Genomic DNA, 20,550 nt, shown 5'->3' on the forward strand with positions numbered 1-20,550 from the left:
ATCGTCAACCGCTTTGTGGCAGGGGCTTTCGAGCATTGGGACGCTTTACGCGGACCGAAGCGTCAACGCCCTGCCAGTTCTTTCCTATTGCACGACGCCAGCGGGCAATCTCTGAGCCTCGAGCAACGCCGACCGTCCCTTTCGCCAGGTGCCAGGTGGAATGCCGACGAACTTTTTGAAGGCGCGATTGAAGGCGGCTTCCGACTCGTAGCCGACCTCGGCACCCGCTTGCGCGATGCTCATTTCGGGGCGTTCGAGCAAGCGTCCTGCCAGTTGCAGACGCCAGCGAGCAAGATAGTGCATGGGAGAGACCTCGACATAGTGGGTAAAGCGGCTCGCAAACGCCGTGCGCGAGAGCCCTACTTCGCGGGCGAGCCGGTCCAATGTCCATTCCTCCCCGGGGCGAGCGTGGATGAGCCGGAGCGCCTCGCCGACATGTGGATCCCGTAGGCCTGACAGCCAGCCGCGCGAATCGTCGGGCAGGGTCTCGAGATGGCGGCGGATGATCTCGACAAACATCAGCTCGCTCAGCTTGGCGAGTATCGTCTCACAGCCCGCCCGCCCACTGCCACCTTCGGCCAGCGCCAGCCGAAAAAGGTCGATAACCCAGCTGCTTCCATCGGCGGGCTTGCGGGCACACAGGATGGCCGGCAATGCGGCCAGGAGAGGATTGAAGGGACGTGCATCGCAGCCAAGATACCCGCAAATGAACCGGGTCCGCTCGTCTCCGCCGCCGCCATGGATCACCGCGAACGGCAGGCTCTCGTCTATCGGCCGATAATACATCGCCATATTGGGTTCGCCCCGCGCCCCCGGCGAGGAGCTCAACACGTTCGGAACACCACCGGGGAAGACAACGACATCACCGGCGTTCACGAGCACCGGCGGCACCGAATCGTCTCCCAGCGCGGCCCAGCACGAGCCCGACATCACGGCATGAAAGGAAATGATGTGCTCTGCCTCCGGCATGACGGCGGCGGCAATGTCGGCCGTGCCCGGCGACTCGCCAACCCAGGGAGAGCTGGCGTCGACGTCGAAATAGATCGCCCCGGTGAGGCGAACGGCTCGGAGCACATCGGAAAGGACATCCATGCACTACACCTCCGGAAACGATCGGCTACTCCCTTTGACAACGAGTTTTTCCGCCAGGCATCTCGAACTATCCGGCAATATGGCCGCCCGAGCAACTATCCATCCGGTCTAATCCTACTCTGAACGATCGGGCAACAGAAATGGACGATGTGACATTTGCGGGAACAGCGGACGGGATTAGCGTTTCATCGGCCGGCCGACAGGTCCAATAACAGGGAGGAATGTCATGAACGATGAAGACATCACCAAATTCGCAGCAAGCCTGCGAGGCGAAGTCATCCGCGCCGGCGACGCCCGCTATGACGAGGCCCGCAAGCTCTACAACGGCATGATCGACAAGCGGCCGCTGATCATCGCCCGCTGTGTCGACGTCGCCGACGTAATCACAGCGGTGAATTTCGGCCGCGACAACAATTTGCTGGTTGCGGTACGTGGCGGCGGCCATAATGGACCAGGATTGGGGAGCTGCGACGACGGTCTGGTGATCGACCTGTCGGCGATGAACGGCGTGCGCGTCGATCCGGATGCCCGCACGGCGCGGGTAGGCCCGGGCTGCACTCAGGGCGACCTCGACCATGCCACCCATGCCTTTGGCCTGGCCGTACCGGCGGGCATCATCTCGACCACCGGGGTCGCCGGACTGACGCTGAGCGGCGGCCATGGCTATCTGACGCGCAAATATGGCCTGACCATCGATAATCTGGTCGAGGCCGATGTCGTGCTTGCCGACGGAAGCTTCGTCACCGCCAGCAAGGAACGGAACCCCAACCTGTTCTGGGCGCTTCGCGGCGGCGGCGGCAATTTCGGCATCGTTACCAGCTTTGTGTTCAGGCTCCACCGGGTCAGCATGGTCTTTGCGGGGCCGATCGCATGGGATCAGCGCCACGCCCGCACCATCATGCAGCATTATCGCGAGTTCCTGCCGAACGCGCCCGAAGAACTCGGGATCTTCCTCGGGCTCAAGACCGTCCTGTCGAGCGCACCCTTCCCGGAAGAGTTTTGGGGAAAGCGGATGTGTCTGCTGATGTGCTGCTACAACGGCCCGGAGGAAAAGGGCAGAGAGGCGCTGGCCCCGCTGCTCGATGCGCTGCCCGCGCCCTGGTTCAACTGGATGGGAACGATGCCCTATCCCGCGGTGCAGAGCATGTTCGATGGGCTCTACCCGAAGGGAATGCAGTGGTACTGGCGGGGCGATTTCGTCAAGACGCTGTCCGACGAGGCGATCGACGCCCATCTCGAGCAGGCGGCGAAGACGCCGAGCGAGCTATCGCTCATGCATCTCTACCCGATCGATGGTGCGGTCCATCGCGTCGGCAAAGACGAGACACCCTGGAATTACCGTGATGCGACCTGGTCGATGGTCATCGCCGGGATCGATCCGGACCCACAGAAAGCGGGCCCGGTGACGCGCTGGACCAAGGCCTACTGGGAGGCCGTGCATCCATTCGATCTGGGTGGCGCCTACCTGAACTTCATGATGGATGACGAGGGCGATGCAAGGCTCAAGGCGGCTTATGGCGACAACTATGAGCGCCTGGCTACGCTGAAGAAGAAATACGACCCGAACAACCTCTTCCGGGTGAACCAAAACATTCGACCGGCTGCTTGACGGCGGCCCTCGTCAGACCGGCAAGCGTACCGGCCGGCCCAGCTAAGGCCCGGCCGGTACGATAGCTTGCCGGTCAGGACGCTCTGATCCAGACCAGCATCTCGCCGGAATCGTGGTGTCCCGGGCGAAATACGGCATGGTGACTTTTGCTGCCTCGACCGCCGGTGATTTTTCAAACGCCTCTTTCCTGTCAACAGCCGACAGCGTGACGACTCCGCGGGGCACGTTCGAGAGCTGACTACATTTGAAACCAGGCCAGACGACCGCCGAATGGCGTCCAATGAGCCATGCCGGGCTGCTTTTCAGGCTACCCCGCGTTTCTGATCGTGGTGGGCCGCGTACTGTCCATGCACAAGTCCGGACCTGTTTGGCGACACCCCATCATTGACTGGATCGTTCGCACATGATCGACAAAATGACCCGGAAATGACCGAGATACAAAGCTTTCCTTCAGTTGTGCATCAATAAGCCGCGACAATTTTTTAGCAATCTTTAGGCAAATTCTCAGGTTTATCGACAAACAGCAGACAATTCGGCAGCAGACAATTCGGCACAACGGTCTTTACTGGATTTATGTGGATGGCAATGCATCCCTACTTGACACCGGGACAAGCTGAAGAGCTATGCTGAACATCGGTCGCAAGTTTGCGCGGAGGGAATCTGTTCATGGATTTCATCGAGAGTTGGTTTGGTATTTCCCCTGACGGCGGCGACGGATCGACCGAAGCTCTCTACATACTTGCCGTTGTCGCAATATTGGAGCTCGCATTCCACAAGCACATCGTGCAGTTCGCGCGCGGTTTCTTCGCGCGGAAATAGCCCGCGTACCGTTCGAGCCCAGCTTTATTCGTCTGACCAGAGTACAAACGGCACCAGTCGTCTGACACGCCAATTCACTGTTGCCGCGCGAATCCCGTTGTTATCAGAGCGTTGCCCTGCGTTAGCTTCAGAGGGGAAGTCGATGCGAGGAATAGCGGCAATCCTGCGAGCACTGTTCTCCGCCTGGATTCCGGCACTGATCGAGATGGCTCGCCGTTTCTGTCGCCGGTGGCGGCTAGGGGGCGACCGCCGGGTCGACCAGAAAGGGTCCCGGGCGCATTGCGTACCGATCGATCACCCTGCTTTCTGCCGGCCTGACCCGCTGATCTACGATCAGTATTACCTGACCGGCCTTGGTCTCGCGGTCACCTGGGATAATCCCGATATCGAGCTACGCCAGGGTGGTGTGCCCGTTCCCGCCGGCAGGTTGCAGGCGGATACCGACTACGAGGTGCGGGTTCGCGTCTGGAACGCCTCCCCGGATGCCGTCGTCGTCAAGATGCCGGTCCATCTGTCCTATCTGTCGTTTGGCATCGGAACCGTGTCGAATCCGATAGCCACCAGGCCGGTCTCGGTCGGGGTGATCGGATCCGCCAGCCAGCCTGGGTTCGTCTCCTTCGACTGGCATACGCCGCGGCAAGCAGGTCACTATTGCCTGCAAGCTTTGCTCGACCCGGCCGATGACGCCAACTTCGCCAACAATCTCGGGCAAGAAAATACCGATGTCGGACTGGCCCAGTCGCCAGCAACATTTCAGTTCGAGTTGCGCAACGCTACCCGTCGGCCGCAGCGGTACCGGTTCACCGTCGATGCCTACACCATTCCGCCGCTCGGCCCCTGTCGCGACGACCGGCAGCCAACGGAAGAGACCGCCAAGGCGGAGCAAAAGCGCCGGTTGGCGGCACACTTGCCGTCAGCTCATCCCCTGCCGCCGGGCTGGAAGGTCGAGATTTCGCCTGACCTGCCGTCGCTGGCGCCGGGCGAACAGGTGACGATCACGGCGGTCGCTACGCCGCCGGACGGCTGGACCGGCCGGCAGGCCCTCAATCTGAATGCGTTTGACGAGGGTGACCGCGCCAGCGGCGGCGTCACCTTGACCGTCCTCAGCAGCTTGGAGCCGTGATGGCCACCGACGACAAATCCTGGACCAAGTGCACGACCGCCGACGAGGTGATTTCGGTCAACCAGTACATCAGCGCGGCGATTACCAGCGGCATATTCGCAGCCGTGATGGTCGTGGTGGTGGTCGCGATGGGCGAGCCGTGGTGCATACCGATCGCGCTGGTGGTGACTGAGATTGTGTGGATTCTCGCTTATTGCGACTGGTGGCTCAACAAACGGCTGGTTTGCCTGGGCGAGCCGGTGAGTATCGTCGGCATGGTCATCAGCATCGAGCCGCCGTCGGAAAAGACCTGGCCAGGAAGCCTGGACTCCGACTACAGCCTCAATTTGCTGCTGCCGAACAACCCGGTGGGCGTCTCCCAGGCCGTTGCCGCCGCCAGTGCCCCGTTCGGCTATCTGATGGCCGAAAACGCAATCACCTCCTCGCACGGCTTTCTGTTCACGGGGAACCCGGCGGAGGACAAGGTGACCGGAGTAAAGTCAGAGGCGCTGCATGTGGAGTTCGAAGGGGCATCGATCCATGACCTGCAGACCGTCAACATCCTCGCCCTGATCGCCGCCCTGGCAGCGCTGGCGCTATGCATGTCGGGCGTCGGCGCGGTCGTCGCCTACGTATTGGCGCTTCTCGCCTTGCTCGCTTCGCTGCTCGGCGCGGCCTTCAGCAGTTCGGACACCGCTAGTCCGAGCGATGCCGGCCTGCCTAGCATCGAGACCAACAAGGGCGACGGAACCGGAGCGACAATCCTGGGGGTGACCGGCCGGTGGGTCTATGATGCCGGACACATCCACGACAGCTTTCATGAAGGCCACAACGAACTGCATCCGGTCCAACAGGCCCAGATTCTGGGACGGCCATGGGACGGCGACTGGCCCGACGATATCGACGAAATCGTTCGAGGCTACCAGGACGGCTACGCGCAGTCCCAGGATCCGCTCACCAAGGCGCAACAGGCCCGGCCCGGCTCCCGGTGGTCGGTCCATCCCTATGTTGACGGCTGCAACGACACCGTCCGGCCAGATCAGCCTCCGCACTAAGCCAGTCAAGCTGTTGTACACGACAGTTCGAATCCTGATACCGCGCTGGTGTACTCGGCCCTTGAGAATCCTTCAGCCTTCGGCAACATGGCGGCAAGGCTGAGAGCATGAGGATGAGCAAGGTCATTTCCGCCGCATCACGGCGTTCGCCGCGCAAGACACCGATGGCGCTGACCGAGGCGCTGGTCGCCCGCACCTTGCGGGCGGTCGAGGATGCCGGGCCGACGCCGGGCATGGTCTACATGACCGATGCCGATTACGGGCGCATTCGCGACGAGGTGCTGGCCGCCGCGCCGGGCGGGCCGGTGAAGCTGTTCGCCTATGGCTCGCTGCTGTGGAAGCCGGCCGGCGAGGTCAGGGGTGGCGAACGGGCCGTGGCGACGGGCTGGCACCGTTCGTTCTGTTTTACAGTGCAGCGCTTCAGGGGCACGATCGAGCAGCCCGGCCTGATGATGGCGCTCGACCGCGGCGGCCAATGCCAGGGCATGGTGTTCGAGGTCGCCGAGCCCGTGGCGGCCAATCTCGAAACGCTGCTGCGCCGCGAGATGACCATCCTGCCGGCCGTCAACGTGCCGCGCTGGCTGCAGGTCAGGACAGGCGACGGCACGGGCCAAGCGCTTGGTTTCGTTGTCGATCCCGCCAATCCACGCTACGCTGGCAAGCTCGAAAAGCGAGCGATAGCGGCGACCCTGGCCACGGCCGTCGGCCATTGGGGTTCGGGCGCCGAATATCTGTTCGAGACCATTCGCCATCTCGACGCCTGCGGCATCCGCGACCGCAATCTCTGGCAGTTGCAGGAACTTGTGGCCGAGGAGATCGGTCGGGCGCTGCGATCGGGCTTCATTCGTCCCTGAGCCAGACCAGCATCTCGTCGGGCTCCCAGGCGAAATCGATGTTGCAGGTCGACGAGATGTCCCGCGCGCTCGCCGATGGCAGCATCGAGCATCGTGTGTCCTTCCTTCGGTTCTATGCCAGTGTGTTCGCCCATGCGCCGACAAAGGGCGGCAGCATGATGCACGTCTGCTGCTCGACAGCCTCGTTGCGCAGCCGCTCGGCGAGGGTATCGACTTCCACCTCGGCGGCGGTTGCGGTACCGACTGCCTCGGCCATCGGCAACAGGCTGCGCAACGTGCCGGCAATATAGTCGTAGATCGGCGAGTCGGGTCCGCTGCCGGCGAGGCCGGCGGAGTTCATCCGCGGCGCCGGCAGCCCTGCGCCGGCGAACACCATGGGCAGCCTGCCACCCATGTCGACCTCGAAACCCGCGCGCTCGATCGTGTCGATGATCCAGCCGCGGCATTTGCCGAACAGCGGCGCCTCTGGAAAACTGCGGGTGAGCGGCATCGCCATTTCCTGGACGGCGACGATGCCGCCAGGCCGCAGGAAACCGGCAAGCCTGCGCAGGGTTGCGGCCGGGTCGGGCAGATACATCAGGACAAGCCTGCCGATCACCGCATCGAAGCTCCCGTCGGGCGAGAATGTATCAAGCTCGGCCGTCGTGAAACGTGTCCAGTAACACTGGCCGGATTCAGTGGCGCGCCGCTCGGCAATGTCCACAGCCTCTGCCGAGCGATCGACACCAAGCACGCTTCCCGCCGGTCCGACCAGCCTTCCGGCCAGCAAGGAGACATCACCTACGCCGCAGCCAATGTCGAGCACGCGCATGCCGGGTCCTATGCCCGCACTGCGCAGGACATGCTCGGTAAGGTCGTGAATGAGCGCTCCCTGCAGCTCCAGGCGCTTGAATTCGCTTTGCGTGTAACCCAACGCATAGGGACGCGGATCCATGGGGCTCTGATCACGGCCGGTCTTCGGCGCATGTTCGGCAAGCAGATTGTACATGTTTGACTCCATGATCGATTTATCCGGGATTTGTGACCGCTGGGCAGCCTGATGACCGCCCGGGGCCCGACCGTCACCATCGGAGATCGGTGCTACAACGTGATTTCCGGAATCGGGAATTGCGTTACGACTGAAACAGGCGCCGTGCCTGGGGTACCGCGCAAGCGGAGAACCACCCTGCGCCCGGCGTTCGGACGCCACTATGATTTCGGCGCCCGCGGAACGAACACGATATGCGGCGTCTTCGGCGGACGACCGGGCGGCACATAGTCCGGAACCGGCGTATCGTCTGCCGGGAGCGAAAGCACATATCGGTGGATGGCGCGCAGGTCGGGCTCGCTCATGGCACGCAGGTTGAACCATGGCATGGGCGGGCGCGTCTCGATCGTGCGCGCGAACTGTACCCAGTCGTCCTCGTCCATGGTCCGCAAAAATTGGCGAAGATTGGTCGGGTAAGTCGTACCCCACGGCCCGTTGAAGCCGAGCGAATCGCCGATCAGCCATCGATCCTGCGGAACGTTGCCGGCCTTCTCCAGGTACCCTGGCGTGTGGCAGTCGTTGCAGCCGCCGATTTTCACCAGGTATCGACCGTGCTCGATCGAAGCGGTCGCGGACGCCGCGCCGACCTCACCCTGGTTGAGCGTTGCGGCGGTGAATGCTGCGGCCAGGCCAAGGGCGGCAATTGCGATGAGAGCTCTTCGTGTCATCAGCTTCTCCGCTGCTATTTGATGCCGACGATCATCGAGTGAGGCCCGGCGAGATGCTCGCAGCGGACCTCCGCAAAGCCCGCCTCCCGCATCCAGCCCATGCCGTCGGCGCGCGTGTAGTCGAACCCGCCATTGGTGTTGACCAGCATGTTGAGGCTCATCAGCAGACCCGCAGCGTTGTCCCGTCGCTCGTCATCGATGATCTGGTCGTAGACGATGAGCACGCCTTGCTTCGGCAGCGCGGAATGGGCCTTTGCCAGCAGCGCGCGCTTCACCTCCAGGTTCCAGTCGTGCAGGATATGACCCATCACCAGCACGTCGGCGGAAGGCAGCGGCTCGGCAAGGAAGTCGCCGGGATAAAACCGAAGCCGGTCTGCAAGTGCGTGCCGCTCCACATAGGCCTCGAACACCGGCCGCATCGGCGGCAGGTCGAAACCGCCGCCGGTGAGATGCGGATGGGCGCGGCCGACCTCGACCGGAAGCCTGCCTTCGGCTGTGCCGATATCGATGAAGGTACAATAGTCCGCCCAGGGAAAATGCCGGGCGAGCGCCTCCGCCACCTGGAGGCTGCCGCCGGTCATCGCCTGCGCGAACATCTTTACCTTGTCCGGGTCCGAAAACAGCATGTCGAACAGATCTTCGCCGTCCTGGGTGCCGTTTTGCGGTTTGCCCGTCCTGAGCGCGTCGGTGAGCGAGCCCCAGTTCGCGTAAAGCAGCTGACCGGCCCTGGCGAGCATCCCGCCAACATAGGTCGACTTGTTGCGGTCAAGGTAGCGGTCAGTCACGGGCGTGTTGCAGTAGACGTTGCCCTCGCGCTCAAGCATGCGCAGCGCAACAAGCGCGTCGAAGAAATCCTGCGCTCCCCGCTCATGCAGTCCGAGCCGGTTTCTCAGTGTTTCCCCTTCGAGGGGTCCGGCCGCCAACTCCGTGAAAAGGTCAAGTTCGACGGCGCTCAGCAACGTCTTCGATGCCCAGAAGCCGAGGCCGAGTTGCATAAGGCTTTCGGGCGACAGTTCTGCGACGTCATTCGCCTGTTTCGTTACCTCGGTGATGGTTGCGTCCATAAGATTTCTCCTTCCTCAAGAGACCATGACCTCCCAAAAAACCGGTTCCCGGTTTTTTGGGATCATGGTCTGGGCGCGGGAGGACCATCGACTGGCCCGGCTACGGGTCGATTTCAGCCAGCTGGGATTTTGGTTACGGTTGTAACGAAGAAATCCGGCCGGCCGTGATCAGCCTGAATGCAGATGGCGGGCAAGACATTGTGCGACGGCGGCCGACAGCAGCGGCTTCTTGATGACTTCGCTTATGCCGGCCGCCGTCAGTTGGCGCGACCGCAGCTGACGGCCGTAACCGGTCATCAGCACGACCGGAAGGTCGGGCCGGATCTTGTGCAACCGGCCGGAGAATTCGATCCCTGTGATGTCGGGCATGACCTCGTCCGTCAGCACCAGGTCGAAGCGTTCCGGATCGGTGCGAAATGCGCTGAGAGCCGCGGGGCTGCGGTCGAACCCGACCGGCTCGTAGCCGAGCGCGGCGAGCATTTCCTCCGCAAGTTGCATCAGCGGCGTGTCGTCGTCGACGATGAGGATCGTCTCGCCGTTGCCATGCTTGACCGGCACCTCGGCGGCGTCGCTCTCGTCCTCGTTCTGGGTTGCTTCGGCGGCCTCGATCCGCGGAAAATAGATCTCGAAGGTCGTGCCTTCGCCGGGCTTGCTGTTCACGTCGACCGCGCCTCTGTGCGCTATGACGATGCCGTGCACCGTCGACAGGCCGAGCCCGGTGCCTTGCCCTGCCGGCTTGGTCGTGAAGAACGGCTCGAAGATACGCTCGAGCGTCGCCTGATCCATGCCGCTGCCGGTGTCCCTGACGGCAAGGCGGAGGTAGCGCCCGGCAGGCAGGTTGCCGTGCGATAGCATCCGCGCCTCGACGAATTCCGTCGTGTCGAGACCGATTTCCAATGCGCCGCGGTTGTTCATCGCCTGCGCCGCGTTGGTGCCGAGGTTCATCACCACCTGCTGAAGCTCGGTCGGATCGCCCATCATCGCCGCATCCGCGGCTGCAAGACGCGTCTGCACTGAAAGCGTGGCGGGGAACGAGGCGCGCAGCAGGTCGATCGCTTCGGAAACCACGGCTTCAGCCCGCAGCGCGTGATGCTGCCGCTCGTGACGACGGCCGAAGGCGAGGATCTGCTCGGTGACGTCCTGCGCCCGCCTGCCGGCCTGCATGATCTGCTGGACGTAGCGCCGCGCGCGCGACTCCTTCAGCAGCACCGCCAGCGCCATCTCGCTGTAACCAAGGACGGCACCGAGGATGTTGTTGAACTCGTGCGCTATGCCGCCGGCGAGCGTCCCGATCGCTTCCAGCCGTTGCGACTGATTGAGCCGCGCCTGCAGTGCCTCACGCTCGCGTTCGTTGTGCTCGCGCACGATGGCATTGGCGAAAATCTCGGCCGCGGTGCGCAGCAGTGCAATGTCGTCGTCGGCCCAATGCTTTTCGTGCGTGACGGTATCGAGAGCCAGAAAACCCAACCGCTCGCCGGCATGCCACATCGGTATGCACAGCCACGATCGAAACTGGTGCGCCTGCAGGGATGCCTTCTCCCGCCCCTCGGGAAGCTCGCCGACGCGGGGAACGTCGATGCAGCCCTGCCGCTCGTGGTCGGCCAGCGTCCAGCGTGAAGCCAGCTCGATCATGTCCTTCGACAGGCGGGCCGGCCTGCTCCCGCCCGGACGGCGATAGAAGTAGCCGCCGGAAGGATCGGCGATGTGGCTGACGAAAATCTGGGCGCCGTCGAGCCCGGCATGTTCGACCAGGCGCGCGAGGCCCTTGCTGATGCCGGCGCGGATGCGGTCACGCGGCAGATTGATGAACTGCGTGGAGATCGAGGCGATCAGGTCCTCGAATTCCAGCCGCTCGCGCAGGATCCGCGCGTTGCGGCGCAGGCGGGCGAACAGGTAGGCGACATAGCCGACGAGGCCCAACGCGGCGACATAAAGCAGCGTCTGGAACAGTTCGGCCCGCGCCGCGGCCCGCCCATGCGCACCGAGATAGACGTCCTGCAGCGCGCGAGCCCGCTCGCTCGTCGGCGCGGTCTGCAGGCGGGCGACGAGATCGTCGACCGCCGGAAGCCTGGTGACGATAAGCCGGCCGTGGGAGACGAGCGAGAGCACATCGCTTGCAGGCACGGCATCGACGGAGGGCCTTGCCAGCCGGTCGAGTGCGGCGGTTACTGCTTTTGCCGCATCCGGCTGGGGATCGCTGATAAACCGCGACATTGCGACCATCAGGGCTCCTATCTCGACCGCTCGAAGGCCGTCACCCTCGCTCGTGAGACGACCGCTCATATAGTTGAAAAAGTTCAGCGAGTTCTGCAGCAGCGCGTTATCGGACTTGAACCTCTCGACGAGCGCTTCCTCGTCGCGGATCGCGGCGATGACTTGGGCGATCAGCTTGTCGATATCCGCCCGTGTTTCGCCGCTTGCTACGTCGCGGGCAGCCGGCAGCGTCTGCGTCGCCTCATCCAGGTTCTCGATCGACCGCACAAGCGGATCGTAGCTGCGCAGCAGTCCCGCGCGTGCCCTTAAAACATCGCGTTGGAGTGCGGCGTTATAGAGGATGACGGTCCTGAGCGCATCGAGCGTGTGTTCGTGACGCGCCGCATCGGGAGCCGTGCCCTGCACCAGGAGGTAGGTCAAGGCGATGAGCAGGCAGGCAACGATCGGCGCCAGGATGCGTAGCGACTTCATTGCTGCAGACGATCGGCTGCGCTGGTCAACGGCCGGCCGCGATACTCGCCCGTCAGTGTCCCGAGGAATTCGACGATGAGATCGGCATCGCGCTGGTCGAGCTCCCGGCCGAGTTGGTTGCGCGCCATGATCTTCACCGCGTCTGCGAGCGATGCGGTGCGGCCATCGTGAAAATACGGCGCCGTCACCGCGACGTTGCGCAGGCTGGGAACGCGGAACACATGGCGGTCGCTCTCGGCGCCGGTAACGGCGAAGCGGCCGAGATCCGCCTTGGTCAGGGTCTTCTGGCGAGCGAAGGGATCCTGGAAGATGCCGAATTTCTGAAACAGATTGCCGCCTACGTTGGCGCCCTGGTGGCAGGCGACGCAGCCATACGCTTTGAACAGTTGATAGCCGTGCTCTTCGTCGGTCGTGATGGCTTCGCGTTCGCCCTTGAGATAGCGGTCGAAACGGGCATCGGGCGTGATCAGCGACCGTTGAAAGACAACAAGCGCGTCGAGCACGTTTGTCCGGTCGGGAATGGAGCCGTAGACCCTCGCGAACCGCTGCGAATACTCAGCATTCGAGCGCAGCTTGGTCAGCAATTCCTCCCAGCTCGTATTCATCAGCCTGTCATCGAGCAGGGCTGCCTCGTTCTGCTCCTCGAAAGTGCGGAAATTGCCGCGCCAGTTCAGCCGAAAATCGAGCGCCGCGTTGAAGACGGTCGGCGTGTTGAAATCGAGCGGCTTGCCATCCGCCGCCACGGAACGGGCCAGACCGTCGTCGCCGCTGAAATCGAGCCTGTGACAGGAACTGCAAGCGACGACATCGCCATGCGACAGGCGGGCATCGTTGAACAGGCTCTCGCCAAGCGCGATCTTCGCCCGGTCGGAGGGGCCGCTGGCCGTGATCGGTGCAATCGGCTCGCCCATCGGCGGGGCCGGCTGATTGCTCTGGGCCAACGCAAAAGGTGCCGCCATTGCCAGGCAAAGTGGAACAAAAAGCCCCGCCCGAACCTTACCAATCTGCTGATGTGCCATCGAGCGAGCCTGCGGCAGGGTGTGCGATCACGTAGATCATCGGCGTTCACCAAATCGCCGAAAATCGACGTTTAAATAAAGCAACGGCTCGGTCATGAGTTCCATGCTTGCGGACGGTGCGAGATGTCAGCCGAACAAAACATTCGCCACGAACAGCAGTCGAGAGGCAGTATCGAGCAGCCAGCGGCGCCGAAGCATATCCTTGTCGTCGACGACGACCCCGAAATTCGCGATATGCTCACCAATTACCTGGAGAGCCAAAACTTCAGGGTCAGCGCGGTCGCCGACAGCCAGGCCATGTCGCGCGTCCTCAATGAAAAGCCCGTAGACCTGATGATCCTCGACATGCGGCTTGCCGATGAGGACGGGTTCGACATCATGCGGCAACTCGGCAGTCCGCCGGAAGCGCCCATCATCATCATCACCGGCCACAGGTGCGACGAGGTGGATCGCGTCGTCGGCCTGGAACTCGGCGCCGACGACTACATCACCAAGCCCTTCGGCCTCAGGGAGCTGCTGGCGCGCATTCGCGCCGTGCTGCGGCGATCGCGGTCGACGCAGCCGCAGCCGCGCGGCAAGAAACCCATACGCTATCGTTTTGCCGGCTGGGAGCTCGACATGCGGATGCGGCGCCTGAGGTCGGCGGCGGGCGAGGCGACGCCGCTGACCGCCGGCGAGTTCAACCTGCTGGCAGCCTTCCTGAAATCGCCGCAGCAGATCCTGAGCCGCGAGCAGCTTCTCGCTGCCAGCCGCGTGCACGACGAAGAGGTGTTCGACCGCAGCATCGACGTGCAGATATTGCGGCTGCGCCGCAAGCTCGAGGTCAATCCGAGCGAGCCGAAGCTCATTGTTACGGAGCGTGGCGCCGGCTACATATTCGCGACTGCGGTCGAGGTACTTTGAGCCGCTGCCGCGCCCAGCCTACCCCGCGCTTCTGAGCCAGACCAGCATCTCGCCGGGGTCGCGGTTGTCCCAGGCGAAATACGGCACGGCGGTGATTTTCGCGTCCTCGACCGCCGGCGCATCGGTGCGGTAGAGCCCCTCTTCCCAGTTTTCGAAAGCCTCCTTTTTGGCAATCGCCGAAAGTGTCACGACGCCGCCCAGAAGGTTCGGCTGCTGATGCGCCTCGATGTCGGCCGTGCGCGGTAGTGCGATGCGGTGCAGCTGGCTGGAATTGTCGGTCTCCTCGACGCAATAGATCAGCGGGCCGCGCGCCAGTGCGACGCGGCCGATATCCTGCCGCACCTGCGGGTTGGCGTAGAGGCGGTCGACGGCCATTTCGAGGTCGAGCTCGACGCGGTCGCCCTTGCGCCATTCGCGGCGGATCGCGGCATAGCCGTCGCTGGTGACAGCCTCCAGATCGACATCGGCGCCGTTGACCTTGAGCGCTGCCTTGCGGCACCAGGCCGGCAGGCGCAGGTGCAAAGTGAACGCGGTCGGAGCTTCCGGTTCGACGGAGATCGAGACCGCGCCGTCCCATGGATAATTGCTGGTCTGGGTGAGCTCTATCTGCGTCCCGGCGATATCGAAACGAGCCGTGCCGTTTCCATAGAGATGGACGGCGAGTGCGTCGTCCGACAGGCCGTAGAAATAGCTGCCGATCGAGGCGACCATGCGCCCGACATTGGGCGGGCAGCACGGGCAGCGGTGCCATTTCCAGCGGTGGTGGGCGCCGCGGCTTTCGAGCGGATTTTCGTAGAAGAACAGCGAGCCGTCGAGCGACAGGCCGGAGATCGAGCCGTTGTAGAGCGCCCGCTCCATGATGTCGGCGTAGCACGCATTGGGACCCATGCCGAGCATCCGGCTTGCCCAGAACACCAGGCCGACCGAAGCACAGGTTTCGGCATAGGCGGTGTCGTTGGGCAGGTCGTAATCGGCGGTGAAACCCTCATTGTGCGACGACGGCCCGAGGCCGCCGGTGACGTAGAGGTTCTTGGTCATGAGGTCGTCCCACAGCCGGTCGAGCGCCACCCGCAGCGTGTCGTCGCCATATTCGGTGGCGATGTCGGCCATGCCCGAATAGAGATACATCGCCCGCACCGCATGGCCGACGACCTTGTCCTGCTCGCGCACCGGTTTGTGCGACTGGTTGTATTCGTAAGTCTTGAAATGATAGGCCTTGGGGTCGGCGCCGCGGGCGCGCGCCTCCTCGTCGAAATAATGCGGCTCAAGGCCGCGCTGGTCGATGAAGTATTTGGCTAGCTCCATGTATTTGCGCTCGCCCGTCACCCGCGCCAGCTTGACCAGCGCCAGCTCGATCTCCTCATGGCCGCAATAGCCCTTCTTCTTGCCGGGCTCGGGACCGAACGTCTCGGCGATGTGATCGACATAGCGGCACATGATGTCGAGCAGCTTGCGTTTTCCCGTGGCCTGGTAATAGGCGACCGCGCCTTCGATCAGGTGGCCGGCGCAATAGAGCTCGTGGCAATCGCGCAGGTTGGTCCAGCGCAGGCCCGGCTGGATGCGCTGGTACCAGCTCGACAGATAGCCGTCGGGCTGCTGCAGCTTTCCATACATGTCGATGACGGCATCGATCTTCTTCTCGAGCTCGTCGTTGCGGCGGCGATAGAGCGAATAGGCGGCGGTCTCGATGGTCTTGCCCCAATCGGAGTCCCAGAACATCTGCGTCGTCACCGTCGATCCGGTGAACTCGTTGCCGGCGGTGGCCGCCTCGTCCGGTGAAGGTGAGTGGAACGGAATGACGACGCCCGGCGATGGCCGGTCGGGGTCGATCTGCTCGAGCATGCGCGCTTCGACGCAGCGGTCGTAAAGGATGCCGGCGGTCTTTGCGGCGACGGCATCGACGCGGTCGCCCCAGAAGCCGCGCACGTCGACCTGCGGCACCGGCAGCGGGCGGAAGGCGAGTTTTGGCTTGGCGCCCTGACTGGCGGATTGCGATGCGGTCATCAATTTACTCCCGTTCGATTTCTTGTGGTCACTTCACGGCCCCTGCCATCAGGCCGCGGATGTAGAAGCGCTGCAGCAGCAGGAAGAGCACCAGGCACGGCACCATCATGACGGTGACGCCGGCCTGCACGGCGCCCCAGTCGATGGCGCCGAAGCGGCCGGACTGCAGCGCGGTCATCATGATCGGCAGCGTGAATTTCGACTGGTCTGTCATCAGCACCAGCGCCGCCAGAAACTCGTTCCAGGCGCCAAGGAAGGCGAACAGCGCGATGGTGACGATTCCCGGCCAGACCAGCGGCAGCATCACCCTCAACAGCATGGTGACGTTGTTGGCGCCGTCCATGCGCGCCGCTTCCTCGATCTCGCGCGGCACCGCGTCGAAGGCGTTGCGCATCATGAAGATCGAGAACGGCAGCTGCAGCGTGACGTAGACGCAGACCAGCCCGGTCAGCGTGTTGTGCAGGCCGATCTTGGTCAGTACCAGGAAGATCGGCGTCAGGATCGACTGGAACGGGATCATGATCGTCGACAGGATAACGACGAACAGCAGGTTCTTCAGCGGAAAGCGGAAGCGCGAGAAACCGTAGCCGGCGAGCACGCTGACGATCACCGACAGCACCACCGTCATCACCGAGACGTAGATGCTGTTTTGCGCCGGCAGCCAGAGGCCGTCGCCGAAGGTGTTGAGCGTCGCGTAGTTCTCGAGCGAGATGCCGCTGGTCGGCCACGGCGGCAGCGGCGGCTGGCGCGCCTCCTGCGCCGGCTTGAAGGCCGAAAGCACCGTCCAGGCGATCGGCGCCAGGAACAGAATGGACGCGATGATGCCGGTCGAGTGCTCGGCGATCTGCATGCCGATGCGGCGTTTGCGGGTGCGAGCCTGCGCCATCAGTCGACCCCTTCCGGATTGCGCAGCAGCCGCAGCTGGATCAGGCTGAGCGCCACCAGGATGACCAGCAGGACCATCGAAAGTGCCGCGCCATAGCCGAGCTTGAACGATACGAAGGACTGGTTGAAGATCCAGTAGACGGCGGTCAGCGTCTGGTTGCGCGGGCCGCCGCGCAGGATGATGTAGAACTGGTCGAAGGCGAGGATCGAGCCGGCGACCGACAGGATCAGCGCCAGCGCCAGCGTGCGGCGCATCAAGGGCAAGGTAATCGCCCGGAACCGCGCGAATGGCCCTGCCCCGTCGATCATCGCCGCCTCCTGCAGATCCGGCGGGATCGACTGCAGGCCGGTCATCAGGATGATCATGGTGAAGCCCGCCACCTTCCACACGACCATGGCGATGATCGACCAGAAGGCCGGCTGGAAGGTCGCCAGCAGGTTGAATTTCTTCTCGGTCAGGCCAAGCTCGAAGGCGGCCGGGCTGAACAGTCCGGAATCGACATTGAGCAGCCACGACCACAAAAGGCTCGCCGAGGCAAAACCGATGACCGCCGGCATGAAGAAGGACGTGCGGTAGAAGCCGGTCAGCTGCCGCGGCCTTTCGATGAACAGCGCCAGCGGAAAGGCGACGGCGAAGATCGCGATCGTCACCACCACCGTGTAATAGCCGGTGAATTTCAGCGCGTTCCAGAAGCGGGTATCGCGCAGGATCGCCCAGTAATTGTCGAGCCCGATGAAGCTATGCGCGCCCATCAGCGGCCAGTTGTGCAGCGACATCCAGGCGGTCATGCAAAGCGGCACGATGAAGAAGACGACGACAAGCGCGACGGCCGGCGCGACATAGAGCAGGCCGATCCACTGCCGGCGGCCGGCGCCGACCAGTTTGTATGCGCGCGCTGGCGCGGCGGTGGTTGCTGTGATGGTGGTCATCGCTGGCCTTCTCCTTCTCCCCTTGTGGGAGAAGGTGGATCGGCGCGAAGCGCCGAGACGGATGAGGGGTGTTGGAAGGAATGCCGTCCGAGCCAAGCTGGAGCACCCCTCATCCGTCGCCTTCGGCGACACCTTCTCCCACAAGGGGAGAAGGGGGAGCCAACGTTGCGACGGCGTACTGTGATGGTGCTCATGCCTGTTGTTCCATTGGCGGGACGTCCCCTCCCCCTCGAGGGGAGGGTCCGGCCGAAGGCCGGGGGTGGGGTCCTCCGCGAAGCGCGCCGACAGGAACGTCGAGCACTGCCGCAACGACCCCACCCGGACCTTCGGTCCGACCTCCCCTCGAGGGGGAGGTGGGCGCCGGCGCTTTACTTCTGCGGCGCCGAATCGATGATCGACTGCATGGTCTCCTGCGCGTTGGCGATGGCGCCGTCGACGTCTTCGCCGAAGAAGACCTCGTTCATCATCTGGTTCCACGGACCGTTGGCCGAGTTGATCAGGTCGTTGAACACCACCGAATAGGGCGTGCGGCCCTTGGCCATGGCTTCGGCGGCAACCTTGTAGCGCGGGTCGAGTTCCTTCAGCGCCTCATTGGCGATGTCGCCGCGCACCGGCAGGCTGCCGTATTTCGCCAAAATGGTCTGGCCCTCGAGCGAATAGGCGAAATCGAGGAACTCCTTCACCACCGCCACCTTGGTGGTGCCCTTGGTGACGACGAAATTGTCGCCGCCGGCAAACGACGACCAGCCGCCGTCCTTGCCGGGCAGGAAGGTGATGCCGTAGTCGATATCGGGATATTGCGTGTTGAGTGCGCCGATGGCAAAGGCGCCGGACGGCGAGATGCCGATATTGCCGGTGGCGAAGGCGGCAAAGAAGTTGGAGCCGGTGTCGGTCTGCGCGCCTGAAGGCACCAGGTCCTTCTTGACCATCGAACGGTAGAGGTCGATGGCGCCGCGCATCTGCGGCGTGTCCAGCGTCGCCTTGGAGCCGTCCTCCGTCAGGATGTCGCCGCCCGAGGCCCAGATCAGCGGCGTGAAGGTGAAGATGTTGCAGCCGCCGCAATTGCCGGAGAAGTAGAAGCCCTTGATGTCGCCGCCGAGCGCGTTGACCTTTTCGGCGTCGGCTTCGATCTCGGCCCAGTTGGTCGGGCCCTTTTCCGGGTCGAGGCCGGCCTGCTTGAACAGCTTCTTGTTCCAGATCAGCACCGAGGAGTCCGCCGAGAACGGCAGCCCGTAGATGCGGCCCTTATAGGTGCCGGTCTTGACATGCGCCGTCGACAGGCTGGCGAAATAAGGCAGCGATTTCGCCCAGTCGGTGATGTCCTCCAGCTGGCCGGCGGCGGCGAAGGACGGCGTGTAGATCAGGTCGAGCGACAGCGCATCGGGTGCCGTGCCGCCGGCAGCGGCCGCGCCGTATTTCGGGATGATTTCGGCATTGGGGATGATGTCGAGCTTGATCTGGTTCTGATGCCCCTTGTTGAAGGCATCGACGACGCGCGGCATGAAGTTCGAGCCGTCGGCGCGAACCCAGATGTTGGCGGTATCGGCGGCGGCCGAGCCGACCGTCGCCAGCGTGCCGAAAATGCTCGCGGCGATGGCGAGCCCGGTAATGGTGGTTCTCATGCTTCTCCTCCACATGGTTTTAATTTAGCGTTTTAATTTAGCCGCGCCCCCAAGCGGGTGACTATCGACACGGCCCGTTTCGTTCAGCCGTCCGGCGGACGGCCGCATGACTGACGCACCACCAGCCGGCACGGCAGTTTTCTGATGCCCGGCAGAGCGGGTTCGCCGCCGACAAGCGAAAGCAAGGCAAGGCCGGCCTCGCGCCCGAGCGCGGCCAGATTCATGTCGACCGAGGTCAGCGGCGGGCGGGTCGCCTCGGCGACGATCTGCCAATTGTCGAAGCCGATGACGCCGACCTCGTCCGGCACGCCGATCCCGCGCTCGCGCAAAGCGTCGATGACGCCGCGGGCGATCTGGTCGTTGCCGCAGAAGACGGCATCGGGCCGCTCCCGCGTGCCGTCGAACCCCTCGCCGTCGAACAGCTTCCTCACCGCCTCGTGGCCCCAGGCCTCCGACCACGGGCCAAGCAGCGGCTCCATGACCGGCAGGCCTTTCTCGGCCAGCACCTCGCGATAGGCCTCGGCCCGCGCATGCACCACGGCAAAGCTCGCGGGACCGCTGACATGGGCGATGCGCCGCCGCCCAAGCTGGCAAAAATGCTCGACCGCCAGCCGCGCCCCGCCGGCATCGTCGGAGACGAAGGCGATGGCGCCGGGATCCGGCTCGGTAAAGGCGTAGATCGCCGGAATGCCGAGATTGGCGAGGTCGACCGGCAGATGGCGATCGATGCGCTTGCCGGTGGCGATGATGCCGTCGACGCGCTTGTCGAGCATGGCATCGACATGCAACTGGGCAAGGCGTGGGTCGTCCTCGACATTGCACAAAAACACCGAGACGCCGGCATCGACGAGCGCATCGGAAACGCCGGCCATCAGCGGCAGCGAAAAGCGGCCATAGGTGTCGTTGGTCAAAAGCCCGACGGTAAAGGAGCGCCGCCGCAACAGGCTCTGCGCCAGGCTGTTCGGGCGAAAGCCAAGCCGCTGCGCCGTCTCGCGAATGCGCGTCCGCGTCTCGGCAGTCATCCGCCCCTGCCCGTTCAGCGCTTTTGAGGCGGTGGCGACGCTGACGCCGGCGAGTGCCGCCACCTCACGGAGGGTGACCGGCTGCTTGGCAGAAACAGGCGTTGGCTGCGCGTCGGACGCCATGATTTGGATATCGATCCTCCCATTTGAGAAAAGCTTTTCTCTTATCGGCCTGCGAGCCGCTGAATGG

Annotated in this window: 17 protein-coding genes; 6 read left to right on the forward strand and 11 right to left on the reverse strand. The window is 63.6% G+C overall.

All coding sequences use genetic code 11. The annotated features are described in order from the left end of the window. Window positions 1-84 precede the first annotated feature (84 nt). Window positions 85-1,092 carry an AraC family transcriptional regulator gene (locus tag NKH49_RS11995; RefSeq protein WP_352926185.1) on the reverse strand — a complete coding sequence of 336 codons (1,008 nt, stop codon included), beginning with the start codon at window positions 1,090-1,092 and terminating at the stop codon, window positions 85-87. 226 nt (window positions 1,093-1,318) lie between these two features. On the opposite strand from NKH49_RS11995, the gene NKH49_RS12000 reads away from it, so the two are divergent. From NKH49_RS12000 to NKH49_RS12020, 5 genes are all read left to right on the forward strand, one after another. After that, a complete protein-coding gene (locus tag NKH49_RS12000; protein ID WP_352541563.1) occupies window positions 1,319-2,701 on the forward strand; it encodes an FAD-binding oxidoreductase in 1,383 nt (460 codons plus the stop codon). Between the two features lie 666 nt (window positions 2,702-3,367). After that, window positions 3,368-3,520: a hypothetical protein gene (locus NKH49_RS12005; protein ID WP_352926187.1), complete on the forward strand. Its 153-nt coding sequence runs from the start codon at window positions 3,368-3,370 to the stop codon at window positions 3,518-3,520. Window positions 3,521-3,662: 142 nt separating this feature from the next. Continuing rightward, window positions 3,663-4,643 carry a hypothetical protein gene (locus tag NKH49_RS12010; RefSeq protein WP_352771568.1) on the forward strand — a complete coding sequence of 327 codons (981 nt, stop codon included), beginning with the start codon at window positions 3,663-3,665 and terminating at the stop codon, window positions 4,641-4,643. After that, window positions 4,643-5,677, forward strand: coding sequence for a hypothetical protein (locus NKH49_RS12015; protein WP_352541565.1), 1,035 nt, complete (start codon window positions 4,643-4,645; stop codon window positions 5,675-5,677). The genes NKH49_RS12010 and NKH49_RS12015 overlap by 1 nt, the downstream gene beginning before the upstream one ends. 113 nt (window positions 5,678-5,790) lie before the next feature. Next, complete coding sequence (locus tag NKH49_RS12020; protein ID WP_352873252.1) at window positions 5,791-6,531, forward strand: gamma-glutamylcyclotransferase; 741 nt, start codon at window positions 5,791-5,793, stop codon at window positions 6,529-6,531. A gap of 112 nt (window positions 6,532-6,643) precedes the next feature. Here NKH49_RS12020 and NKH49_RS12025 read toward each other — a convergent pair whose 3' ends face one another. The 5 genes from NKH49_RS12025 to NKH49_RS12045 form a co-directional block, all read right to left on the reverse strand. Next, window positions 6,644-7,531, reverse strand: a complete 888-nt coding sequence (locus NKH49_RS12025) for a class I SAM-dependent methyltransferase (protein WP_352474404.1) — start codon at window positions 7,529-7,531, stop codon at window positions 6,644-6,646. A 188-nt stretch (window positions 7,532-7,719) separates the two neighbouring features. Then, window positions 7,720-8,226: a hypothetical protein gene (locus NKH49_RS12030; RefSeq protein ID WP_352474406.1), complete on the reverse strand. Its 507-nt coding sequence runs from the start codon at window positions 8,224-8,226 to the stop codon at window positions 7,720-7,722. 14 nt (window positions 8,227-8,240) lie between these two features. After that, window positions 8,241-9,290, reverse strand: coding sequence for a methyltransferase (locus NKH49_RS12035; protein WP_352770873.1), 1,050 nt, complete (start codon window positions 9,288-9,290; stop codon window positions 8,241-8,243). Between the two features lie 168 nt (window positions 9,291-9,458). Next, complete coding sequence (locus tag NKH49_RS12040) at window positions 9,459-11,975, reverse strand: two-component system VirA-like sensor kinase (RefSeq protein ID WP_352926190.1); 2,517 nt, start codon at window positions 11,973-11,975, stop codon at window positions 9,459-9,461. Further along, the gene (locus NKH49_RS12045) at window positions 11,972-12,886 is read right to left on the reverse strand and encodes a cytochrome-c peroxidase (RefSeq protein WP_352926192.1); all 915 of its coding nucleotides are present in this window, start codon (window positions 12,884-12,886) and stop codon (window positions 11,972-11,974) included. The genes NKH49_RS12040 and NKH49_RS12045 overlap by 4 nt, the downstream gene beginning before the upstream one ends. 231 nt (window positions 12,887-13,117) lie before the next feature. Between NKH49_RS12045 and NKH49_RS12050 the strand changes: the two genes are divergently transcribed. Continuing rightward, complete coding sequence (locus NKH49_RS12050) at window positions 13,118-13,897, forward strand: response regulator (protein WP_352926194.1); 780 nt, start codon at window positions 13,118-13,120, stop codon at window positions 13,895-13,897. Window positions 13,898-13,915: 18 nt separating this feature from the next. On the opposite strand, the gene NKH49_RS12055 is transcribed toward NKH49_RS12050, so the two are convergent. The 5 genes from NKH49_RS12055 to NKH49_RS12075 all read right to left on the reverse strand — a co-directional run bounded on the left by NKH49_RS12055 (window position 13,916) and on the right by NKH49_RS12075 (window position 20,483). Next, window positions 13,916-15,901 (reverse strand): glycoside hydrolase family 127 protein, encoded by a 1,986-nt coding sequence (locus NKH49_RS12055; RefSeq protein ID WP_352926196.1) that lies wholly within the window; start codon window positions 15,899-15,901, stop codon window positions 13,916-13,918. 28 nt (window positions 15,902-15,929) lie between these two features. Further along, window positions 15,930-16,787, reverse strand: a complete 858-nt coding sequence (locus tag NKH49_RS12060) for a carbohydrate ABC transporter permease (RefSeq protein ID WP_023674366.1) — start codon at window positions 16,785-16,787, stop codon at window positions 15,930-15,932. Beyond that, window positions 16,787-17,716 carry a carbohydrate ABC transporter permease gene (locus NKH49_RS12065; RefSeq protein WP_352452309.1) on the reverse strand — a complete coding sequence of 310 codons (930 nt, stop codon included), beginning with the start codon at window positions 17,714-17,716 and terminating at the stop codon, window positions 16,787-16,789. The genes NKH49_RS12060 and NKH49_RS12065 overlap by 1 nt, the downstream gene beginning before the upstream one ends. A gap of 368 nt (window positions 17,717-18,084) precedes the next feature. Next, window positions 18,085-19,338 (reverse strand): ABC transporter substrate-binding protein, encoded by a 1,254-nt coding sequence (locus NKH49_RS12070; RefSeq protein WP_352926198.1) that lies wholly within the window; start codon window positions 19,336-19,338, stop codon window positions 18,085-18,087. Window positions 19,339-19,421: 83 nt separating this feature from the next. Further along, window positions 19,422-20,483: a LacI family DNA-binding transcriptional regulator gene (locus NKH49_RS12075; protein ID WP_352926200.1), complete on the reverse strand. Its 1,062-nt coding sequence runs from the start codon at window positions 20,481-20,483 to the stop codon at window positions 19,422-19,424. Window positions 20,484-20,550 lie beyond the last annotated feature (67 nt).

Origin of the sequence: Mesorhizobium sp. M1088 (genome assembly GCF_040318575.1) — a bacterium.
GTDB lineage: Bacteria > Pseudomonadota > Alphaproteobacteria > Rhizobiales > Rhizobiaceae > Mesorhizobium.

Excerpts from the sequence above, each read along its gene's own strand:
- NKH49_RS12065 (WP_352452309.1), bottom strand. The coding sequence starts at position 17,716 with ATGACCACCATCACAGCAACCACCGCCGCGCCAGCGCGCGCATACAAA.
- NKH49_RS12055 (WP_352926196.1), bottom strand. The coding sequence starts at position 15,901 with ATGACCGCATCGCAATCCGCCAGTCAGGGCGCCAAGCCAAAACTCGCC.
- NKH49_RS12070 (WP_352926198.1), bottom strand. The coding sequence starts at position 19,338 with ATGAGAACCACCATTACCGGGCTCGCCATCGCCGCGAGCATTTTCGGC.
- NKH49_RS12045 (WP_352926192.1), bottom strand. The coding sequence starts at position 12,886 with ATGGGCGAGCCGATTGCACCGATCACGGCCAGCGGCCCCTCCGACCGG.
- NKH49_RS12030 (WP_352474406.1), bottom strand. The coding sequence starts at position 8,226 with ATGACACGAAGAGCTCTCATCGCAATTGCCGCCCTTGGCCTGGCCGCA.
- NKH49_RS12020 (WP_352873252.1), top strand. The coding sequence starts at position 5,791 with ATGAGCAAGGTCATTTCCGCCGCATCACGGCGTTCGCCGCGCAAGACA.
- NKH49_RS12010 (WP_352771568.1), top strand. The coding sequence starts at position 3,663 with ATGCGAGGAATAGCGGCAATCCTGCGAGCACTGTTCTCCGCCTGGATT.
- NKH49_RS12040 (WP_352926190.1), bottom strand. The coding sequence starts at position 11,975 with ATGAAGTCGCTACGCATCCTGGCGCCGATCGTTGCCTGCCTGCTCATC.
- NKH49_RS12005 (WP_352926187.1), top strand. The coding sequence starts at position 3,368 with ATGGATTTCATCGAGAGTTGGTTTGGTATTTCCCCTGACGGCGGCGAC.
- NKH49_RS12050 (WP_352926194.1), top strand. The coding sequence starts at position 13,118 with ATGTCAGCCGAACAAAACATTCGCCACGAACAGCAGTCGAGAGGCAGT.
- NKH49_RS12025 (WP_352474404.1), bottom strand. The coding sequence starts at position 7,531 with ATGGAGTCAAACATGTACAATCTGCTTGCCGAACATGCGCCGAAGACC.
- NKH49_RS12000 (WP_352541563.1), top strand. The coding sequence starts at position 1,319 with ATGAACGATGAAGACATCACCAAATTCGCAGCAAGCCTGCGAGGCGAA.
- NKH49_RS12015 (WP_352541565.1), top strand. The coding sequence starts at position 4,643 with ATGGCCACCGACGACAAATCCTGGACCAAGTGCACGACCGCCGACGAG.
- NKH49_RS12075 (WP_352926200.1), bottom strand. The coding sequence starts at position 20,483 with ATGGCGTCCGACGCGCAGCCAACGCCTGTTTCTGCCAAGCAGCCGGTC.
- NKH49_RS12035 (WP_352770873.1), bottom strand. The coding sequence starts at position 9,290 with ATGGACGCAACCATCACCGAGGTAACGAAACAGGCGAATGACGTCGCA.
- NKH49_RS12060 (WP_023674366.1), bottom strand. The coding sequence starts at position 16,787 with ATGGCGCAGGCTCGCACCCGCAAACGCCGCATCGGCATGCAGATCGCC.
- NKH49_RS11995 (WP_352926185.1), bottom strand. The coding sequence starts at position 1,092 with ATGGATGTCCTTTCCGATGTGCTCCGAGCCGTTCGCCTCACCGGGGCG.